The sequence below is a fragment of the Azospira restricta genome (assembly GCF_016858125.1).
GTDB lineage: Bacteria > Pseudomonadota > Gammaproteobacteria > Burkholderiales > Rhodocyclaceae > Proximibacter > Proximibacter restrictus.
The window spans coordinates 3,233,534-3,249,553 of the sequence record NZ_CP064781.1; the positions used below are offsets into that span (position 1 = coordinate 3,233,534).

The following is a 16,020-nucleotide window of genomic DNA, read 5'->3' on the forward strand; positions in this document are numbered from 1 at the left end:
TCAGTTCCCCCCCTTTTCGTCGTCGGCGTCCGGCTTGATGTTGCGCTTGGCGACGAAAGTCATCGCGCCGAGCACGGCGAGCGGCATCGCCAGCCCGCCGTAGAGCGTGTGCTGGATCGACTCGGAATGCGCCGCCGCGGCTTCCGGCGGCAGGCTGGGCATGCCGACCTTCTCGAACGGCACCCCCGAGAGCTTGAGCACCTGCGTGCCGCCGTACTCGGTCTCGCCGTAGACATGCTGCTGGTAGGTGCCGACGACGTTCTCGTAGCTCTGGTCCGGCCCGCCCAGCTTGCCGCGCGGGAAGGTGGCGAAGGTGCCGGGCTTCAGCGCCAGGCGGCGCTTGGCTTCGGCGAGCAGGTCGCTGGTCTTGCCGTAGAGCGTCGCACCGGTCGGGCAGACCTCGGCACAGGCCGAGTAGCGGCCGTCCTTGTAGCGGTGGCGGCACAGTTCGCACTTGCCGATCTTGCCGGTAGGCGAGTCGTACTGGTACTTGGGGATACCGAACGGGCAGGCGGCGACGCAGTAGCGGCAGCCGATGCAGGCGTCGGCGTTGTACTCGACGATGCCGTTCTCCGGATTCTTGACCATCGCCGACACCGGGCAGGCCGAGACGCACGAGGGGTCGGCGCAGTGCATGCACGAGGTCTTCATGAAGGCGTAGCCGTTCTCCTCGGCGTCCTTCGTCTCCATCGTGCCGCTGCGGTACATCTTGATCAGGTTGAAGGTGCGGCCGCTGGTGTCGAGCGGCGTGTCCCACAGCTGGTCGAGCGTCGAGAACTCGGCCGGATTGTCGTTGGCCTGCTTGCAGGCGGCGACGCAGGCCTTGCAGCCGACGCACAGCGTCGCGTCGTAGAGCAGGCCGAGCGCCTCGGGCGGGCGCTGACGCGTCTCGCGCGCGACGGCCGGCGTGCTGGTGACGGCGCTCGCCGCCACCGCCGCACCGCTCGCGGCGACGACCCCCTTCAGGAAATTGCGACGGGTGCTCATCGTTACACCTGTTCCTTCTCGCCGGCCTTCTTCGCCGCTTCCATCTCCTCGGCCTGGTGCGAGAGGCCGAGGTTGCGGGCGACCATCGCGCCGGCGCCGGCAGCGGCGCCGGCCACCGCAGCGAGCACGGCGGCGGCACCGAGCGTCGCGCCGGTGCCCTTCTCCTCGACGATGCGCGGGTACTGCAGCGGCGGTTCGATGTTCTTCAGCTTGGCCGGCAGATGGATCGGCTTCTGGAAGCCGACGCCCTGCTCGGTGCAGCCGATGCACGGATGGCCGCAGCCGACCGGCCAGGTGCCGCCGCCGGCGTCGCCGAAGAGCACGGTCGGGCAGTTGGCATAGGTCTCCGGCCCCTTGCAGCCGAGCTTGTACAGGCAGTAGCCCTTGCGGTGGCCGTCGTCGCCGAACTCCATGGCGAAGCGGCCGGCGTCGAAGTGCGCGCGGCGCTCGCAGTTCTCGTGGATCAGCCGCGAGTAGGCGAACTTCGGCCGGCCGAGCGCGTCGATCTCGGGCAGCGTGCCGAAGGTCAGGAAATGCACGACCGTTGACAGGAAGTTGTACGGGTTCGGCGGACAGCCGGGGATCGTCACCACCGGCTTGTCGGTGATGATCTTGTTGGCGCCGACGGCGCCGGTCGGGTTCGGGTCGGTCGAGGGCATGCCGCCCCACGACGCGCAGGAACCGATCGCGATCACCGCCGCGGCGTCCTTCGCGCATTCCTTCGTCAGCTCGATCGCCGTCTTGCCGCCGATCTTGCAGTAGATGCCACCGTCCTTGGTCGGGATCGCGCCCTCGATCACCAGCACGTACTTGCCGGCGTTGGCCTTCATCGCCGCTTCGCGCGCCGCCTCGATCTGGTGGCCGGCGGCGGCGAACAGCGTCTCGTGGTAGTCGAGCGAGATGACGTCGAGGATCAGCTTCTCCAGCGTCGGGTGCTCGGCGCGCAGCATCGACTCGGTACAGCCGGTGCATTCCTGGAAGTGCAGCCAGATCACCGACGGCCGCTTCTTCGCCGCCACCGCCTCGGCGACGGCCGCGTCGGCGCCCTGCGGCAGCCCCAGCGTCGTCGCCAGCGCCGCGCAGAACTGCAGGAACTCGCGCCGCGACATCTGCAGGCGCTCGGCCGCTGCCGCGATCTTCTCGTTCATTTCCAGCGACAACAGACTGGTATTCGCCATAACCTCACCCTTCTTCCGAAAGCACCCGGCAGCGGCCGGGAGATCATTTGTTCACGCCCGCGGCGTCCCCTGTCGGCACGGCAGATACAAGATCCATGCCAAACAGGAATAGGCTTTCAGAACAGCGACTTGGAGAGAACCGAGGAGGCCGATGCGCAAGACGCGCTTACAGCGTCAGGCGAAAGTGGAAAGCAGGTTTCCAGGCGGGAAACGGCGGCGGCAAGCGCCAAAGAAAAAGCGGCGCGGACAAGCGTCCGCGCCGCCTCGGGGAACGGCGTGCGTCAGTAGCTGATGCTGAAATTGACGGCGTCGACACGGATCGTGTCGCGGCCGAGCGCGAGCGCCGCCTGGCGCGCGAAATCGTGCGCCCAGTCCTTGCCGGCGGCGAAGCGCGCCTCGCCGCCGCCGCGGGCGACGCCGAGGATCTTGTCGATGATCAGCACCTTGCCGACCGGATTGCTCGGCTCGCACTCGAGATCGGCGAATTCCTTGTCGAACCAGCGGCGCGCCTCCTCGGCGCTGCGCCCGGCGAGATCGGCGTCGGACATCTTGAATTCGTATTCCTTGTCCTTGCCAAAGACCACAATCACTTGATAGAGCATCTGCCTCCTCCAGCTGTTATGACGTGCGACCGGCCCATTCTAGCCGTTTTTCCCCCGCCTGGCCGACTCGATCGCGGCGCGCCCGGCATTTCGCCGCGACGCTACCCGCCTGCATCATACCCTGCGCCGCCGCCGATGAGGATAGGCGGCCGGCGCGTTGTCTTTCGCCGGCGGGGCGACTACCATTGCTGGCATTTTGATCAGCGGGACGCGTTTGCCGCGACCACCGAGATGACGCTCAGCGACGAAGAAATCGCCGAAATCCGCGGCCAGCTCTACGAGCTGCAGGTCGAGCACCGCGACCTCGACCTGGTGATCGAACACCTCACCGCCAACCCGCCGCCCGACCAGCTGCTGATCCGCCGCCTGAAGAAACGCAAGCTGCAGCTGAAGGACCGCATCACCCTGCTCGAGCGCTTGCTCGTCCCCGACATTCCCGCCTGACGATGAAGACGACGATCGACGGCCTGGCGTGCCATATCGCCACCGCCGGGCCTGCACCCGCCCCCGGCAAACCGGCGCTGCTGCTGGTGCACGGCGCCGCCAACGACCACGCCGCGTGGCACGACGTGATGCCGCAGCTGGCCGCGCGCGGCCTTTCGGTGTTCGCCCCCGACCTGCCCGGCCACGGCCAGTCGGCTGGCACCCCGCTGGCTTCGATCGGCGCGCTCGCCGACTGGCTGCTGGCACTGCTCGGCAAGCTCGAACTCGACGGCGCGACGGTCGCCGGCCATTCGATGGGATCGCTGGTCGCGCTGGAAGCGGCGGCGCGCGGCGGCGCCCGCATCGGCCGCCTGGCGCTGCTCGGCGCGTCCGTGCCGATGCCGGTCTCCGGCGCGCTGCTCGAGGCGGCGCGGGCGACGCCCGACGCCGCCTGCCGGATGGTCGCCTTGTGGTCGCACACGCCGTCGTTCTTCGTCGCCGGCAACGGCGGCGGCCACGGCGTCTGGGGGCCGGGCAAGACGCTCGCGGTGATGCGGCGCAACGCCGGCACGCTGGCCACCGACCTCGCCAACTGCAACGATTATGGCAACGGCCTCGCCGCCGCGGCGGCGGTCGCCGGCCCGACGCTGCTGCTGCTCGGCAAGCGCGACCGGATGACGCCGCTGCGCGCGGTGCAGCCGCTGCAGGACGCGCTGCGCCAGGCGACGCGGCGCGAGCTGGACGACTGCGGGCACGCGATGATGGTGGAGCGGCCGCAGGCGGTCGCCGCGGCACTGGCGGAATTCGCGGCCTAGGCTATCCGCCGCGGCCGCGGCCGGTCAGAGGATGAACGTCCCCAGCCACCAGAACAGCGCCGCGATCAGCGCGCTGGCGGGAATGGTCAGCACCCAGGCCCAGACGATGCCGCCGGCGATGCCCCAGCGCACCGCCGACATCTTCTGCGACGAGCCGACGCCGACGATGGCGCCGGTGATGGTGTGCGTGGTCGACACCGGGATGCCGAGGCCGGTCGCCAGGAACAGCGTGATGGCGCCGCCGGTCTCGGCGCAGAAGCCGCCGACCGGCTTCAGCTTGGTGATCTTCTGGCCCATCGTCTTGACGATGCGCCAGCCGCCGAACAGCGTGCCGAGGCCGATCGCGATGTAGCAGACGGCGATCACCCAGGTCGGGATCGGGTCCTTGGCGGTGGTCATGCCGGCGGCGATCAGCAGCATCCAGATGATGCCCATCGTCTTCTGCGCATCGTTGCCGCCGTGGCCGAGGCTGTACAGCGACGCCGAGACCAGCTGCAGGCGGCGGAACCACTTGTCCACGCGCCGCGGCGTCGTCCGCCGCAGCACCCAGGAGACGAGCACCATCAATAACGCGCCGAGCAGCATGCCGAGCAGCGGCGAGACGAAGATGAAGATGATCGTCTTGGTGACGCCCGAGGCGATCAGCGCCGACGGCCCGGCCTTGGCGATCGCGGCACCGACCAGCCCGCCCATCAGCGCGTGCGACGACGACGACGGGATGCCGTAGTACCAGGTGATCAGGTTCCAGGCGATGGCGCCGACCAGCGCGCCGAAGACGACGATGTGGTCGATGATCACCGGCTCGACGGTGCCCTTGCCGACCGTGGTCGCCACCTTCAGCTGGAAGACGGCGACGGCGACGACGTTGAAGAAGGCGGCGAAGGCCACCGCGTGCTGCGGCTTGAGCACGCCGGTCGAGACCACGGTCGCGATCGAGTTCGCGGCATCGTGGAAGCCGTTCATGAAGTCGAACGCGAGGGCCAGCAGGACGAGGAAAATCACTACGCCCAGGCTGATTTGCAGGGTTTCCATGCGCCGTCCGCGTTTTCTGGGTCAGGAGTTTTCGAGGACGATGCCTTCGATGACGTTGGCAACGTCCTCGCAGCGGTCGGTAATCGTTTCGAGCAGTTCGTAGATCGCCTTGAACTTGATCAGCTGGCGGACGTCCGGCTCGTCGCGGAACAGCTTCGACATCGCGCCGCGCATGACGCGGTCGGCGTCCGACTCGAACTGGTCGATCTCGCGGCAGGTGGCGAGGATGGTCTGCGCATGGTCCATCGAATGCAGCAGGTTCACCGCAATCTTCACCCGCTCGCAGCAGGCGAGCGTGATCTCGGCCAGCGTGATCGCCTCCGGCGTGCCGCGCTGGATGTCGTACAGCGCGACGGTCTGCGCCACGTCCTGGGTGATGTCCAGGATGTCGTCCATGCGCGTGATCAGCTGGTGGATCTCGTCGCGGTCGAGCGGCGTGATGAAGGTCTTGTGCAGCTGCGCGATGGTTTCGTGCGTGATCTTGTCGGCACCGGTCTCGGCCTTGTCGATCGCTGCTGCGCAGACCTCGACGTCCTCCTTGCCGTTGTTCAGCGCGGTCATCATCGCGACCAGCTGCTTGCCGCCCTCGACGATCAGTTCCGCGTGCTCGTTGAAAAGATCGAAGAATTTGCCCTCTTTGGGCATCAGCCGTCCGAACATGACAGTTCCGTGATGATTTTGTGACGGGCGCGAGTGTACCATCTCTTGATGCAGCGCAACGACGATTTACCTCAAGGAAATCGCCCTTTCCCGCGCGCCCGTAAACGACAAAGCCCGCACCAATGGTGCGGGCTGTCGAGTGGCGGAGAGGGTGGGATTCGAACCCACGGTAGGTTGCCCTACGCCTGATTTCGAGTCAGGTACAATCGACCACTCTGCCACCTCTCCGCGAAAGGCGCGCAGTATAGCAGCACAAATAGAACGACACAATGCGCTGGCCGCTGATTTTTCTTTCCACCCTTTTTCTCGCCGCCTGCGGGGAGCCGTTGCCGCCCCCGCTCGCCGAGAGCCGCGAGCTGATCGTGCTGACGCGCGAGGGGCCGACGACGCTGTCGCGCGACGACAACGGCAGCACCGCCGGCTTCGAGCACAGCCTGGTCACGCTGTTCGCCGCCGAGCTCGGCAAGAAGCCGCGCTTCGTCGTCGTCCGCGACGACGCCGAGATCGCCGAGCGGCTGAAGGCCGGCAGGGGGCACCTCGGCGCCGCCTGGCTGACACCGCCGGACGACCCGGCGCTGGTCGCCGGCCCGAGCTTCTTCACCAGCGGCAACGTCGTCGCGCAGAACGAGGGCGCGCTGACCATCAACTCGCCGGAGGACCTCGCCGGCCGCACGCTGCACGTGCTCGCCGGCTCGCGCCAGGCGGCGGCGCTGCATGCGCTGCGCGAACGGATCGGCGGGCTGGACGTGGTCGAGGCCGACGACGGCAGCGAACTCGACCTGCTCGGCCGCGTCGCCGAGCGGCGCGACGCCGCGGCGCTGGTCGACGGCGCGGTGCTCGACATCGCCGCCAATTACTATCCGCAGCTGCAGCACGGCCCGAGCCTCGGCGAAGCGGTGCCGATCGCCTGGCTGTTCCCGGCCGGCACCGCCCCCGAGGTGCTGCAGCACGCGCACGCCTTCTTCGAGCGCATCCGCGCCGACGGCACGCTGGCCCGGCTGACCGACCGCTATTTCGGCCACGTCGAGCGCCTCGGGCAGATCGACGTCGTGCGCTTCATCGAGCGCATGCGCACGCTGCTGCCGCGCTACCGGGGCGAGTTCGAGGCGGCCGAGGCGAGCACCGGCATCGACTGGCGGCTGCTCGCCGCGCTCGCCTACCAGGAATCGCAGTGGGACCCGCTGGCGACCAGCCCGACCGGCGTGCGCGGCATGATGATGCTGACCGAGGACACCGCCGACCAGCTGCGCGTGAGCAACCGGCTCGACGCGAAGCAGAGCATCCGCGCCGGCGCGCAGTATTTCGCCGACCTCCGCGACGCGCTGCCGGCCTCGGTGCCGGAGCCGGACCGAACCTGGATGGCGATCGCCGCCTACAACATGGGGATGGGGCACTTCAACGGTGCCCGCCACATCGCGCAGGGGATGAAGAAGAGTACGGACTCGTGGTACGAGATGAAGACCGTGCTGCCGCTGCTGGCGCGGCCGCAGTATTACCAGCGGCTGAAATCGGGCAAGGCGCGCGGCGGCGAGGCGGTGATCACCGCCGAGAACGTGCGCATGTACTACGACATCCTGAGCCGCTTCGAGCCCCGCTACCGCCCGTTCGCCGAGCGCGGCACGGACCGGATCGACGGCGCCGCGGCGGGGCTGCGGCGCTGACCCGGCGCTACCTGCCGATGACGTCCAGCCCGCCCAGGTAGGGGCGCAGCGCGGCCGGCACGGCGATGCTGCCGTCGGCGTTCTGGAAGTTCTCGAGGATCGCCACCAGCGTGCGACCGACGGCCAGGCCGGAACCGTTCAGCGTATGCACGATCTCCGGCTTGTTCTTCTCGTTGCGGAAGCGGGCCTGCATGCGGCGCGCCTGGAAGTCGGAGAAGGTCGAGCACGAGGAGATCTCGCGGTAGGTATCCTGCGCCGGCAGCCAGACCTCGAGGTCGTAGGTCTTCGCCGCCGAGAAGCCCATGTCGCCGGTGCACAGCACGACGCGGCGGTACGGCAGCTCGAGCCGCTCGAGGATCGTTTCGGCGTGGCGGGTCAGCTCCTCGTGCGCTTCCAGCGACTTCTCGGGCGTCACCACCTGCACCAGCTCGACCTTGTCGAACTGGTGCTGGCGGATCATGCCGCGCGTGTCCTTGCCGTAGGAACCGGCTTCCGAGCGGAAGCACGGCGTGTGGCAGACGAACTTCAGCGGCAGCGCCTCGGCAGCGAGGATCTCGTCGCGGACGATGTTGGTCACCGGCACTTCGGCGGTCGGGATCAGATACAGCGGATCGGCGTCGGCGCGGTCGATGCGGAACAGGTCCTCCTCGAACTTGGGCAGCTGTCCGGTACCGAACAGGCTCGCGGCGTTCACCAGGTAGGGCGCATAGACCTCGGTGTAGCCGTGCTCCTGCGTGTGGATGTCGAGCATGAACTGGGCGAGCGCGCGGTGCAGCCGCGCCAGCGGGCCCTTCATCAGCGTGAAGCGGGCGCCGGAGATCTTCGCGGCGGTGGCGAAGTCGAGCTGGCCGAGCCCCTCGCCGAGGTCGACGTGGTCCTTGACCGGAAAGTCGAAGGCGCGCGGCGTTCCCCAGCGCTTGATCTCGATGTTGGCGGTCTCGTCCCGGCCGACCGGCACGCTCTCGTGCGGCAGGTTCGGAATGGCGGCGACGATCGCCTCGATCTGCGGCAGCAGCGCGGAGAGACGCGCCTCGCTCGCCTCCAGTTCGTCCTTCAGCTTCGCCACCTCGGCCATCACGCCGCTGGCATCCTCGCCCTTGCCCTTCAGCATGCCGATCTGCTTCGAGAGCGCATTGCGCTGCGCCTGCAGCTCCTGCGTCTTCGTCTGCAGCGTCTTGCGCTCGCCTTCGAGCTTCTGGAACTCGGAGAAATCGATCGGCTTGCCGCGTGCGGCGAGGCGTTCGGCGACGGCGTCGAGGTTGTTGCGCAGGAGCTGGATGTCGAGCATTTGGGTACGTCCGGAATCAATGGAGGCCGCAGCGCGCGGCGAAAGCGCGGATTATACGCGAGGCCGGCTGCGGCTTCAGCGGCGGGGCAGCGCCGCTCAGCCGCGGAACGCCGAGAACCAGGCGTTCGCCTCCTGCGGCCGGGCGTACAGGTAGCCCTGGTGCACCATCGGGTAGCGGGTATCGAGGTAGTCGGCCTGGGCGCGCGTCTCGACCCCCTCGGCGACCACCTGCAGCTCCATCAGCCGCGCCACGGCGAGGATGGTGTCGACCAGCGCGGCATCGTTGGCGTCGGTGGTCACGTCGCGGATGAAGCCGCGGTCGATCTTCAGTTCGTGGATCGGCAGCCGCTTCAGGTAAGAGAGGCTGGAATAGCCGGTGCCGAAGTCGTCGAGCGAGAAGCGGATGCCGAGGTCCTGCAGGCGGAGCATGCGCGCGACGACCTCGTCGACGTTGCCGATGACCAGGCCCTCGGTCACCTCGAGCACCAGGTGGCTGCCGTCGGCGCCGGTCTGGCGCAGAATCTCGGCGACGCGCTCGACGAAATCCGGCTCCTGGAAGTGCTGCGGGCTGATGTTCACCGAGATGCGCAGCGGCCGCCCGCCGGCGTCGAGGCGGGCGAGCAGCCGGCAGGCTTCGGTCAGCACCCAGCGGTCGAGGACGCCGACCAGGTTGCAGCCCTCGGCCACCGGCACGAAACTCGCCGGCGGCACCAGCCCGCGCCGCGGGTGTTCCCAGCGCACCAGCGCCTCGGCGCCGACCGGCGTCTTGTCCGGGCCGATCTGCGTCTGCAGGTAGAGGCGCAGCTCGCCGGCCTCGATCGCCTGGCGCAGCTCCTGCTCCAGCTCGTAGCGGTCGCGGACGGCGTCGCCCATGCGCGATTCGAAGAACTTGACGCGCCCGCCGCCGCCCGCCTTCGCCTGATGCATCGCGAGGTCGGCCTGGCGCAGGACGTCCATCGCCGTATCGGCGCCGGCCTCGGGGAACAGCGCGATGCCGATGCTGCACTCGACGCGCAGCTTGCCGTCGTGGATGTCGATGCCGCCGTAGAGTCTGCTGCGCAGCTTCTCGGCGGTGCGCAGCGCCGCCGCGGCCAGTTCCTGCCGGTCGTGCGCACGCGGCCCGAGCAGGATGGCGAACTCGTCGGCATCGAGGCGGGCCACCAGGTCGTCGTCGCCGAGCGTGTCCACCAGCGACGAGGCGATCGACAGCAGCACCGTGTCGCCGACGGTGATGCCGCGCGCCTCGTTGAGCAGCTTGAAGCGGTCGATGTCGAGCAGCAGCACGCAGGAGGCCGTCCCGTCTCGGTGCGATGCGGCGAGCGCCTGCGTCAGCCGCTCGCCGAACAGCGAGCGGTTACCCAGCCCGGTCAGCGGGTCGCGCCACGACAGCTGCTCGGCCAGTTCCTGCGCGCGGCGGACCTCCGACAGGTCGGAGAGCACGGCGACGTAGTGGGAAACGGCGCCGTCCTCGTCGCGCAGCGCGGTGATGCGCAGCCACAACGGGCGCCGCTCGCCGTCGCGCATGCGCCCGCTGACCTCGCCGAGCCAGCTGCCCTGCGCCTGCAGGTCGCGCCACAGGCCGGCGGCGAAGACGTCGTCGTCGCGTAATGCGCCGAGGACCTGCGGCAGCGCGCCAGCGACTTCGGCCCCGGCATAGCCGGTGATGCGCGTGAACGCCGCGTTCACGCGCTCGATGCGGCCGGCCGGGTCGGTGATCATCACCGCCTCGCCCATCGTGTCGACGACCTGCGCCGCCAGCTGCTGCTGCGCCGCCGCCGCGCGGTGCTCGGTGATGTCCAGGCCGTGCCCGACGTAGCCGGCGAAGCCGCCGTCGCCGTCATAGCGCGGCGCCCCCTCGCAGACCAGCCAGCGGTAGGCGCCGTCGTGGCGGCGCAGGCGGCAGACGATGTTGAACTTCTCCTGGCGCGCCAGCGCGGCGTCGAGCGCCGCCTGGCAGCGCGCCAGGTCGTCGGGATGCACGCCCTCCAGCCAGCCGTGGCCGGTCTCCTGCTCGGCGCTGCGGCCGGTGAAGCGCAGCCAGGGACGGTTGAAGAACTCGGCGTCGCCGCCGACGCCGGCCATCCAGATCAGCGCCTGGCCGTTGTCGGCGAGCGCCCGGTAGCGCGCCTCGCTGGCGCGCAGCGCGGCCTCGGTCCGTTCGCGCTCGCGCATCTGGTGCAGCAGGCGGCGGTTGGTGTCGAGCACTTCCAGCGTGCGCACGCTGATGCTGTCGTAGAGCTCGCTGACGGTGTTGATCAGCGTATCGTGGCCGGCATCGCCCTCGGCGCTCGCCGACGGCAGTGCCGGCAGCGGCATGCCGAGCGCCGCCAGCTCCCGCGCCAGGCGGGCGTCGACGACGCCGATGTGCTGCACCAGCCACTTCCCGAGGAACGCGAGCAGGTGGTCGACGGCGTCGTCGGTGCACTCGCCGAGCATCGCCTCGGCCTTGTGCAGGCAGCGTGCGAAGCTGGTATGCGCGCGCAGGTGCGCGGCCTTGTTCTCCGGGCTCACCGGCCAGGCCGCCATCAGCTCCTCCTCGAGCCAGAAGTGGTGGCCAGCGTAGCTGCGCAGCTCCTGCAGCGACTCGCGGATCCGCCGCGGTTCGGCGCGGCGGCGGTGCAGGTCGGCAAGCGTAGCGAGCATGTCGAGCAGCTGCCGGTTCTCGCGGTCGAGCATCGACAGCCCGGTCGCCAGCCGGGCGTTCCACGCGGCCTGCGGCAGCACCGCGCTCACGGCCGGCCTCCGCCGACCAGCGCCTCGGGGATGCGTTCGAGCGGCAGGATGCGCTCGGCGGCGTCGAGCCTGATCGCCTCCTTCGGCATGCCGAAGACGACGCAGCTCGCCTCGTCCTGCGCCACGGTGCGCGCGCCGGCGTCGCGCATCTCCTTCAGGCCGCGCGCACCGTCGTCGCCCATGCCGGTCATGATCACCCCCAGCGCGTTGCGGCCGGCGGCGCGGGCGACCGAGCGGAAGAGCACGTCGACCGAGGGCTTGTGCCGGTTGACCGGCGGCCCGTCGCGCACGTCGACGATGTAGTGCGCACCGCTGCGCCGCACCGCCATGTGCCGCCCGCCGGGGGCGATCAGCACGCGGCCGGGGAGCACCCGCTGCCCGTCCGCGGCTTCCAGCACCTCGACCGCGCAGAGCTGGTCGAGGCGCTGCGCGAACAGCGCGGTGAATTTCTCGGGCATGTGCTGGACGACGACGATGCCCGGCGTCGTCCGCGGCAGCCGGCCGAGCACCGCCTCCAGCGCCTGCGTGCCGCCGGTCGAGGTGCCGATCGCGATCAGGCGGTCGGTGGTCTCGGCCATTGCGCCGGCGGCCGGCTCGGCGGCGGCGGCCAGCGGCCGCGCGGCCGACAGCGCACCGCTGCGCCCGAGCGCACGCAGGTTGGCGCGCGCGGCGCCGCGCACCGCCGCCACCAGGTCGTCGGCGGCGTCGTGCAGGAAGGACTTCAAGCCCAGCGTCGGCTTGGTGATGATCGACACCGCGCCGGCGGCGAGCGCCTGCATCGCCGTCTCCGAGCCCTTGCCGGTCAGCGTCGAGCAGACCACCACCGGCGTCGGGCGCTCGGCCATGATCTTCTTCAGGAAGGTGATGCCGTCCATGCGCGGCATCTCGACGTCGAGCGTGATCACGTCGGGCCACGCCTTGTTCATGCGGTCGAGCGCGAACAGCGGGTCGGCCGCGGCGCCGACGACCTCGATGCCGGGCGCCCGGGAGAGCAGCTCGGTAACGACCTGGCGCACCACCGCCGAATCGTCGACGACCATCACGCGGATCGGATCAGCCATGTTGCCCTCCCCGGCGCCGCGCCGCGGTGCCGCCGTCGTCGGCGGCGTGGCGGACCCAGACGTCGCCGCTGGCGATGTCGAAAACGAGGTGGCGATGCCCGTCGCCGGCGAGGTGCTCGGCGACGATGCGGAAGCCGTTCCGGCGCAGCAGGCGGCGGCCGGCCTCGATGTTGCCGCGGCCGATGTCGGTCGCCCGGCCGTCGCCGCCACCGTTGCGCGGCGCGAACATCCAGCCGCCGCCGAACAGCTTCGCCTCGTAGTCGCCCGGCTGCGTGCCGCGCACCGCCAGCTCGCGCAGGAACAGCGCCAGCGCGCCATCGGCGTAGCGGCCGTCGCTGCCGCCCGGGCTGCCGCCGCGCTCGGGCAGCAGGTAGTGGCACATGCCGCCGTGGCGCAGCTGCGGATGCCAGACGGTGATCGCGACGCAGGAGCCGAGCAGCGTGCGCAGGCGCGTGCGGCCGTCGCCGAAATGGAAGTCGCCGGGATCGAGGAAGAAGTCGACCGGCTCGCGGCTGGCGAGATAGGTAGCCATGCTCAGTCCCGGCGGTAGATCGTCGGCCGCTCCTGGCGCAAGGCCGTCGAGATGCCGTTCAGGCTTTCCGAATGGCCGATGAACAGCCAGCCGCCGCGGCGGATGCGGCCGGCGACGCGGGCGACGATCTCGCGCTTGGTCGGCAGGTTGAAGTAGATCAGCACGTTACGCAGGAAGACCACGTCGAATTCGCCGACCGCGGCCAGCGACGCGTTCAGGTTGGCCTCGGCGAAACGCACCCGCCGGCGCAGCTCCGGCGCGACGCGCAGCGTGCCGGTACGGCGGCCGATGCCGCGCAGCAGGTAGCGCCGCTGGTAGGCCGCCGGCACGCCGTCGATGCGCTCGGTGCCGTAGATGCCGGTACGCGCGCGTTCAAGGACCTCGCGGCTGATGTCGGTGGCGAGAATCTCCCACGGCTGGTCCTCGCCGAGGCGGTCCATCAGCACCATCGCCAGGCTGTAGGCCTCCTCGCCGGTCGAGCTCGCCGCGCTCCAGATACGCAGCGGCCGGCCGCCGGCATGGCGCGCCGCCAGTTCGTCGAGGACCGGGCCGGCGAAATACTCGAAGTGCTTCGGCTCGCGGAAGAAGTAGGTCTCGTGCGTGGTCAGGAGGTCGAGCATGCGGTGGTACTCATCGCCGTCGCCGCCGTCGGCGACCAGCCGGTAGTAGTCGGCGAAGCTCGCCAGCCCGCGCTCGCGCACGCGCCGCGCCAGCCGACCGCAGACCAGATGCTTCTTGCTGTCGGCAAGATCGACGCCGGCCACCCGGCGCATCAGGTCGCGGAACTGCCGGAACTCGCCGTCGCTGATCGCCAGGTCGCCGCCCATCGCTTTTCTCCGCCCGCCGGTTTCAGGCCGTCGCCTCGGCGAAGCCGCCGAGGGTCGCCAGTTCGTCGACCGAGAACACCTTGCCGACGTCGAGCAGGATCACGAAGCGGCCGTTCACCCGCCCCATGCCGGCGATGAAGTCGGTGCGGATGCGCGCGCCGAAGGCCGGCGGCGGCTCGACGTCCTCGGCCGGGATCTCCATCACCTCGTTCACCGCGTCGACCATCACGCCCAGCGTCTGCGTCGCCTCCCCGCCCTCGACCTCGACGATCACCACGCAGGTGCGCCGCGCCACCGCCGAGGCCCCCTGGCCGAAGCGCGCCGAGAGGTCGATCACCGGCACCACGGCGCCGCGCAGGTTGATCACGCCGCGGATCGTCTCCGGCATCATCGGCACCTCGGTCAGCGTGCCGAACTCGATGATCTCGCGGATCTGCAGGATGTCGATCGCGAAGACCTCGCCGTTGAGCGTGAAGGCGAGATACTGGCGCCCGCCGCCGCCCTCGACGCGCGGCGCGCTGGCGCCGGCGACCACCATGCTCGTCTGTACCATGGCGGCCTCCCTTCAGACGCGGACGTAGTCGGGGTCGTCGTCGGGGATCGGCAGCAAGCGGGCGAGGTCGCGCCGCTCGCCGGCCTTCTTCGCCAGCGGCGTCACTTTCGCCCGCGCGGCCACCGCCGGGATGCGCGCCGCCGCGCCGCCTTCGAGCCGGAACAGGCTGACCAGCCGCTGCAGCTGCTCGGCCTGGCCGCTCATCTCCTCGGCGGTCGCCGACAGCTCCTCGGAGGCCGAGGCGTTCTGCTGCGTGGTCTGGCTGATCTGGCTCATCGCCGTGTTGATCTGGCCGGCACCGGCGGACTGCTCCTCGGAGGCGGCGGTGATCTCCTGCACCAGCTCGGCGGTCTTGCGGATCGACGGCACCATCTGGTCGAGCAGCGTGCCGGCCTTCTCGGCGGTCTTCACGCTGCTGCCGGCGAGCTCGCCGATCTCCTGCGCCGCCACCTGGCTGCGCTCGGCCAGCTTCCGGACCTCGGCGGCGACCACCGCGAAGCCCTTGCCGTGCTCGCCGGCGCGCGCCGCCTCGATCGCCGCGTTCAGCGCCAGCAGGTTGGTCTGGTAGGCGATGTCGTCGACGATGCCGATCTTGTCGGCGATCGACTTCATCGCCTCGACCGTCGCGCGCACCGCCTGGCCGCCGTCGGTCGCGTCGCCGGCGGATTTGCTGGCGATGCCGTCGGTGACCTTGGCGTTCTCGGTGTTCTGCGCGATCGAGCTCGACATCTGCTCGATCGACGCGGTCGTCTCCTCGAGGCTAGCCGCCTGCTCGGACGACGCCTGCGCCAGCGACTGCGAGGTGGCGCTGACCTGCTCGGACGCCGCCGACAGGGAATCGGCCGCCGAACGCACTTCGCCGATCGTCTGCGCCAGCTTGTCGACCATCGTCTTCATCGCGAACAGCAGGCTGTCCTGGTCGCCGCGGCGCAGCTCGACCTGTACCGTCAGGTTGCCGTCGGCCACCTGGCGCGCCACCTCGGCGGCGTAGAACGGCTCGCCGCCGAGCTGGCGACTCAGGCTGCGGATGATCAGCAGCGCGGCGACCACCGCCACCAGCAAGGCCGCGACGACGCTGCCGAGCACCAGCAGGCGCGCCGATTCGTAGGCTTCCTTCGCTTCCTTGACACCGGCATCGAGCAGATCGCCCTGGAACTTGGCGAAGGCGTTGGCGCTCGCCTGGTAGCTGCGCAGGATCGGCCGCAGCTCGTTGTTCAGGTAGTTGCGCGCGCCGTCCTGGTCGCCGGCCTCGATCAGCGCAATCAGCCGCTCCTGGCCGGCAATGTAGCGCTGCCGGTTCTCGATGATCTCCTGCAGCAGCTCCTTGCCCTTCGGGTTCTGCACCACCTCCTTCAGCTTCTCGACGATGCCGCCCAGCGTGCGCCGGGTCTCCAGCACCGTCTCCTTCTGCCGCTGGAGATCCTCGCGGGAACTGCTGAGCATCATGTTGCGCAGCGCGATGCCGATGCCGCTGCTGTGCACGACGATGTCGCTGGCCATGTGCGCACGCGGCCAGCGTTCCTCGCCGACCGCGCGCAGCGATTCGTTGAGCTGGCCCATGCGGGTGATGCCGATGGCGGAGACGACGAGCAGCAGCAGGATGACCAGCCCGAATCCGAGCGCCAGCTTGGTAGCGACCTTCATGTTTGCGAACATAGTGTTGCCTCC

General features: G+C 69.8%; 15 protein-coding genes and 1 tRNA gene. 3 read left to right on the forward strand and 13 right to left on the reverse strand.

Annotated elements, in window-relative coordinates; translation table 11 throughout:
- From hybA to IWH25_RS15460, 3 genes are all read right to left on the reverse strand, one after another.
- Positions 1-987 carry a hydrogenase 2 operon protein HybA gene (gene hybA / locus IWH25_RS15450; protein WP_203386656.1) on the reverse strand — a complete coding sequence of 329 codons (987 nt, stop codon included), beginning with the start codon at positions 985-987 and terminating at the stop codon, positions 1-3.
- A 2-nt stretch (positions 988-989) separates the two neighbouring features.
- On the reverse strand, positions 990-2,165 hold the full coding sequence (locus IWH25_RS15455; RefSeq protein WP_203386657.1) for a hydrogenase small subunit: 1,176 nt from the start codon (positions 2,163-2,165) through the stop codon (positions 990-992).
- A 281-nt stretch (positions 2,166-2,446) separates the two neighbouring features.
- A complete protein-coding gene (locus IWH25_RS15460) occupies positions 2,447-2,767 on the reverse strand; it encodes a hypothetical protein (protein WP_203386658.1) in 321 nt (106 codons plus the stop codon).
- A gap of 231 nt (positions 2,768-2,998) precedes the next feature.
- Between IWH25_RS15460 and IWH25_RS15465 the strand changes: the two genes are divergently transcribed.
- Together IWH25_RS15465 and IWH25_RS15470 are read left to right on the forward strand one after the other, a co-directional pair.
- Positions 2,999-3,211, forward strand: a complete 213-nt coding sequence (locus IWH25_RS15465) for a YdcH family protein (RefSeq protein ID WP_203386659.1) — start codon at positions 2,999-3,001, stop codon at positions 3,209-3,211.
- Between the two features lie 2 nt (positions 3,212-3,213).
- Positions 3,214-4,005 carry an alpha/beta fold hydrolase gene (locus IWH25_RS15470; RefSeq protein ID WP_203386660.1) on the forward strand — a complete coding sequence of 264 codons (792 nt, stop codon included), beginning with the start codon at positions 3,214-3,216 and terminating at the stop codon, positions 4,003-4,005.
- 24 nt (positions 4,006-4,029) lie between these two features.
- Here the strand turns inward: IWH25_RS15470 and IWH25_RS15475 are convergent, their stop codons facing one another.
- From IWH25_RS15475 to IWH25_RS15485, 3 genes are all read right to left on the reverse strand, one after another.
- Positions 4,030-5,037, reverse strand: a complete 1,008-nt coding sequence (locus IWH25_RS15475; protein ID WP_203386661.1) for an inorganic phosphate transporter — start codon at positions 5,035-5,037, stop codon at positions 4,030-4,032.
- Positions 5,038-5,058: 21 nt separating this feature from the next.
- Positions 5,059-5,697: a DUF47 domain-containing protein gene (locus tag IWH25_RS15480; protein ID WP_203386662.1), complete on the reverse strand. Its 639-nt coding sequence runs from the start codon at positions 5,695-5,697 to the stop codon at positions 5,059-5,061.
- Between the two features lie 140 nt (positions 5,698-5,837).
- Positions 5,838-5,925 (reverse strand) — tRNA-Ser (locus IWH25_RS15485).
- A 98-nt stretch (positions 5,926-6,023) separates the two neighbouring features.
- On the opposite strand from IWH25_RS15485, the gene mltF reads away from it, so the two are divergent.
- A complete protein-coding gene (gene mltF, locus IWH25_RS15490; RefSeq protein ID WP_203386663.1) occupies positions 6,024-7,358 on the forward strand; it encodes a membrane-bound lytic murein transglycosylase MltF in 1,335 nt (444 codons plus the stop codon).
- Positions 7,359-7,365: 7 nt separating this feature from the next.
- Here the strand turns inward: mltF and serS are convergent, their stop codons facing one another.
- The 7 genes from serS to IWH25_RS15525 form a co-directional block, all read right to left on the reverse strand.
- Positions 7,366-8,646 carry a serine--tRNA ligase gene (gene serS / locus IWH25_RS15495; RefSeq protein ID WP_203386664.1) on the reverse strand — a complete coding sequence of 427 codons (1,281 nt, stop codon included), beginning with the start codon at positions 8,644-8,646 and terminating at the stop codon, positions 7,366-7,368.
- A gap of 96 nt (positions 8,647-8,742) precedes the next feature.
- Positions 8,743-11,379, reverse strand: a complete 2,637-nt coding sequence (locus IWH25_RS15500) for an EAL domain-containing protein (RefSeq protein ID WP_203386665.1) — start codon at positions 11,377-11,379, stop codon at positions 8,743-8,745.
- Positions 11,376-12,440 carry a protein-glutamate methylesterase/protein-glutamine glutaminase gene (locus IWH25_RS15505; protein WP_203386666.1) on the reverse strand — a complete coding sequence of 355 codons (1,065 nt, stop codon included), beginning with the start codon at positions 12,438-12,440 and terminating at the stop codon, positions 11,376-11,378. Before IWH25_RS15505 ends, IWH25_RS15500 begins: the two co-directional genes overlap by 4 nt.
- The gene (locus IWH25_RS15510; protein ID WP_203386667.1) at positions 12,433-12,972 is read right to left on the reverse strand and encodes a chemotaxis protein CheD; all 540 of its coding nucleotides are present in this window, start codon (positions 12,970-12,972) and stop codon (positions 12,433-12,435) included. The genes IWH25_RS15505 and IWH25_RS15510 overlap by 8 nt, the downstream gene beginning before the upstream one ends.
- 2 nt (positions 12,973-12,974) lie before the next feature.
- On the reverse strand, positions 12,975-13,799 hold the full coding sequence (locus IWH25_RS15515; RefSeq protein WP_203386668.1) for a CheR family methyltransferase: 825 nt from the start codon (positions 13,797-13,799) through the stop codon (positions 12,975-12,977).
- A gap of 22 nt (positions 13,800-13,821) precedes the next feature.
- Entirely contained in the window at positions 13,822-14,352 is a 531-nt protein-coding gene (locus tag IWH25_RS15520) for a chemotaxis protein CheW (RefSeq protein ID WP_203386669.1), read from the reverse strand.
- Between the two features lie 12 nt (positions 14,353-14,364).
- Complete coding sequence (locus IWH25_RS15525; protein ID WP_238998925.1) at positions 14,365-15,996, reverse strand: methyl-accepting chemotaxis protein; 1,632 nt, start codon at positions 15,994-15,996, stop codon at positions 14,365-14,367.
- Positions 15,997-16,020: the final 24 nt, after the last annotated feature.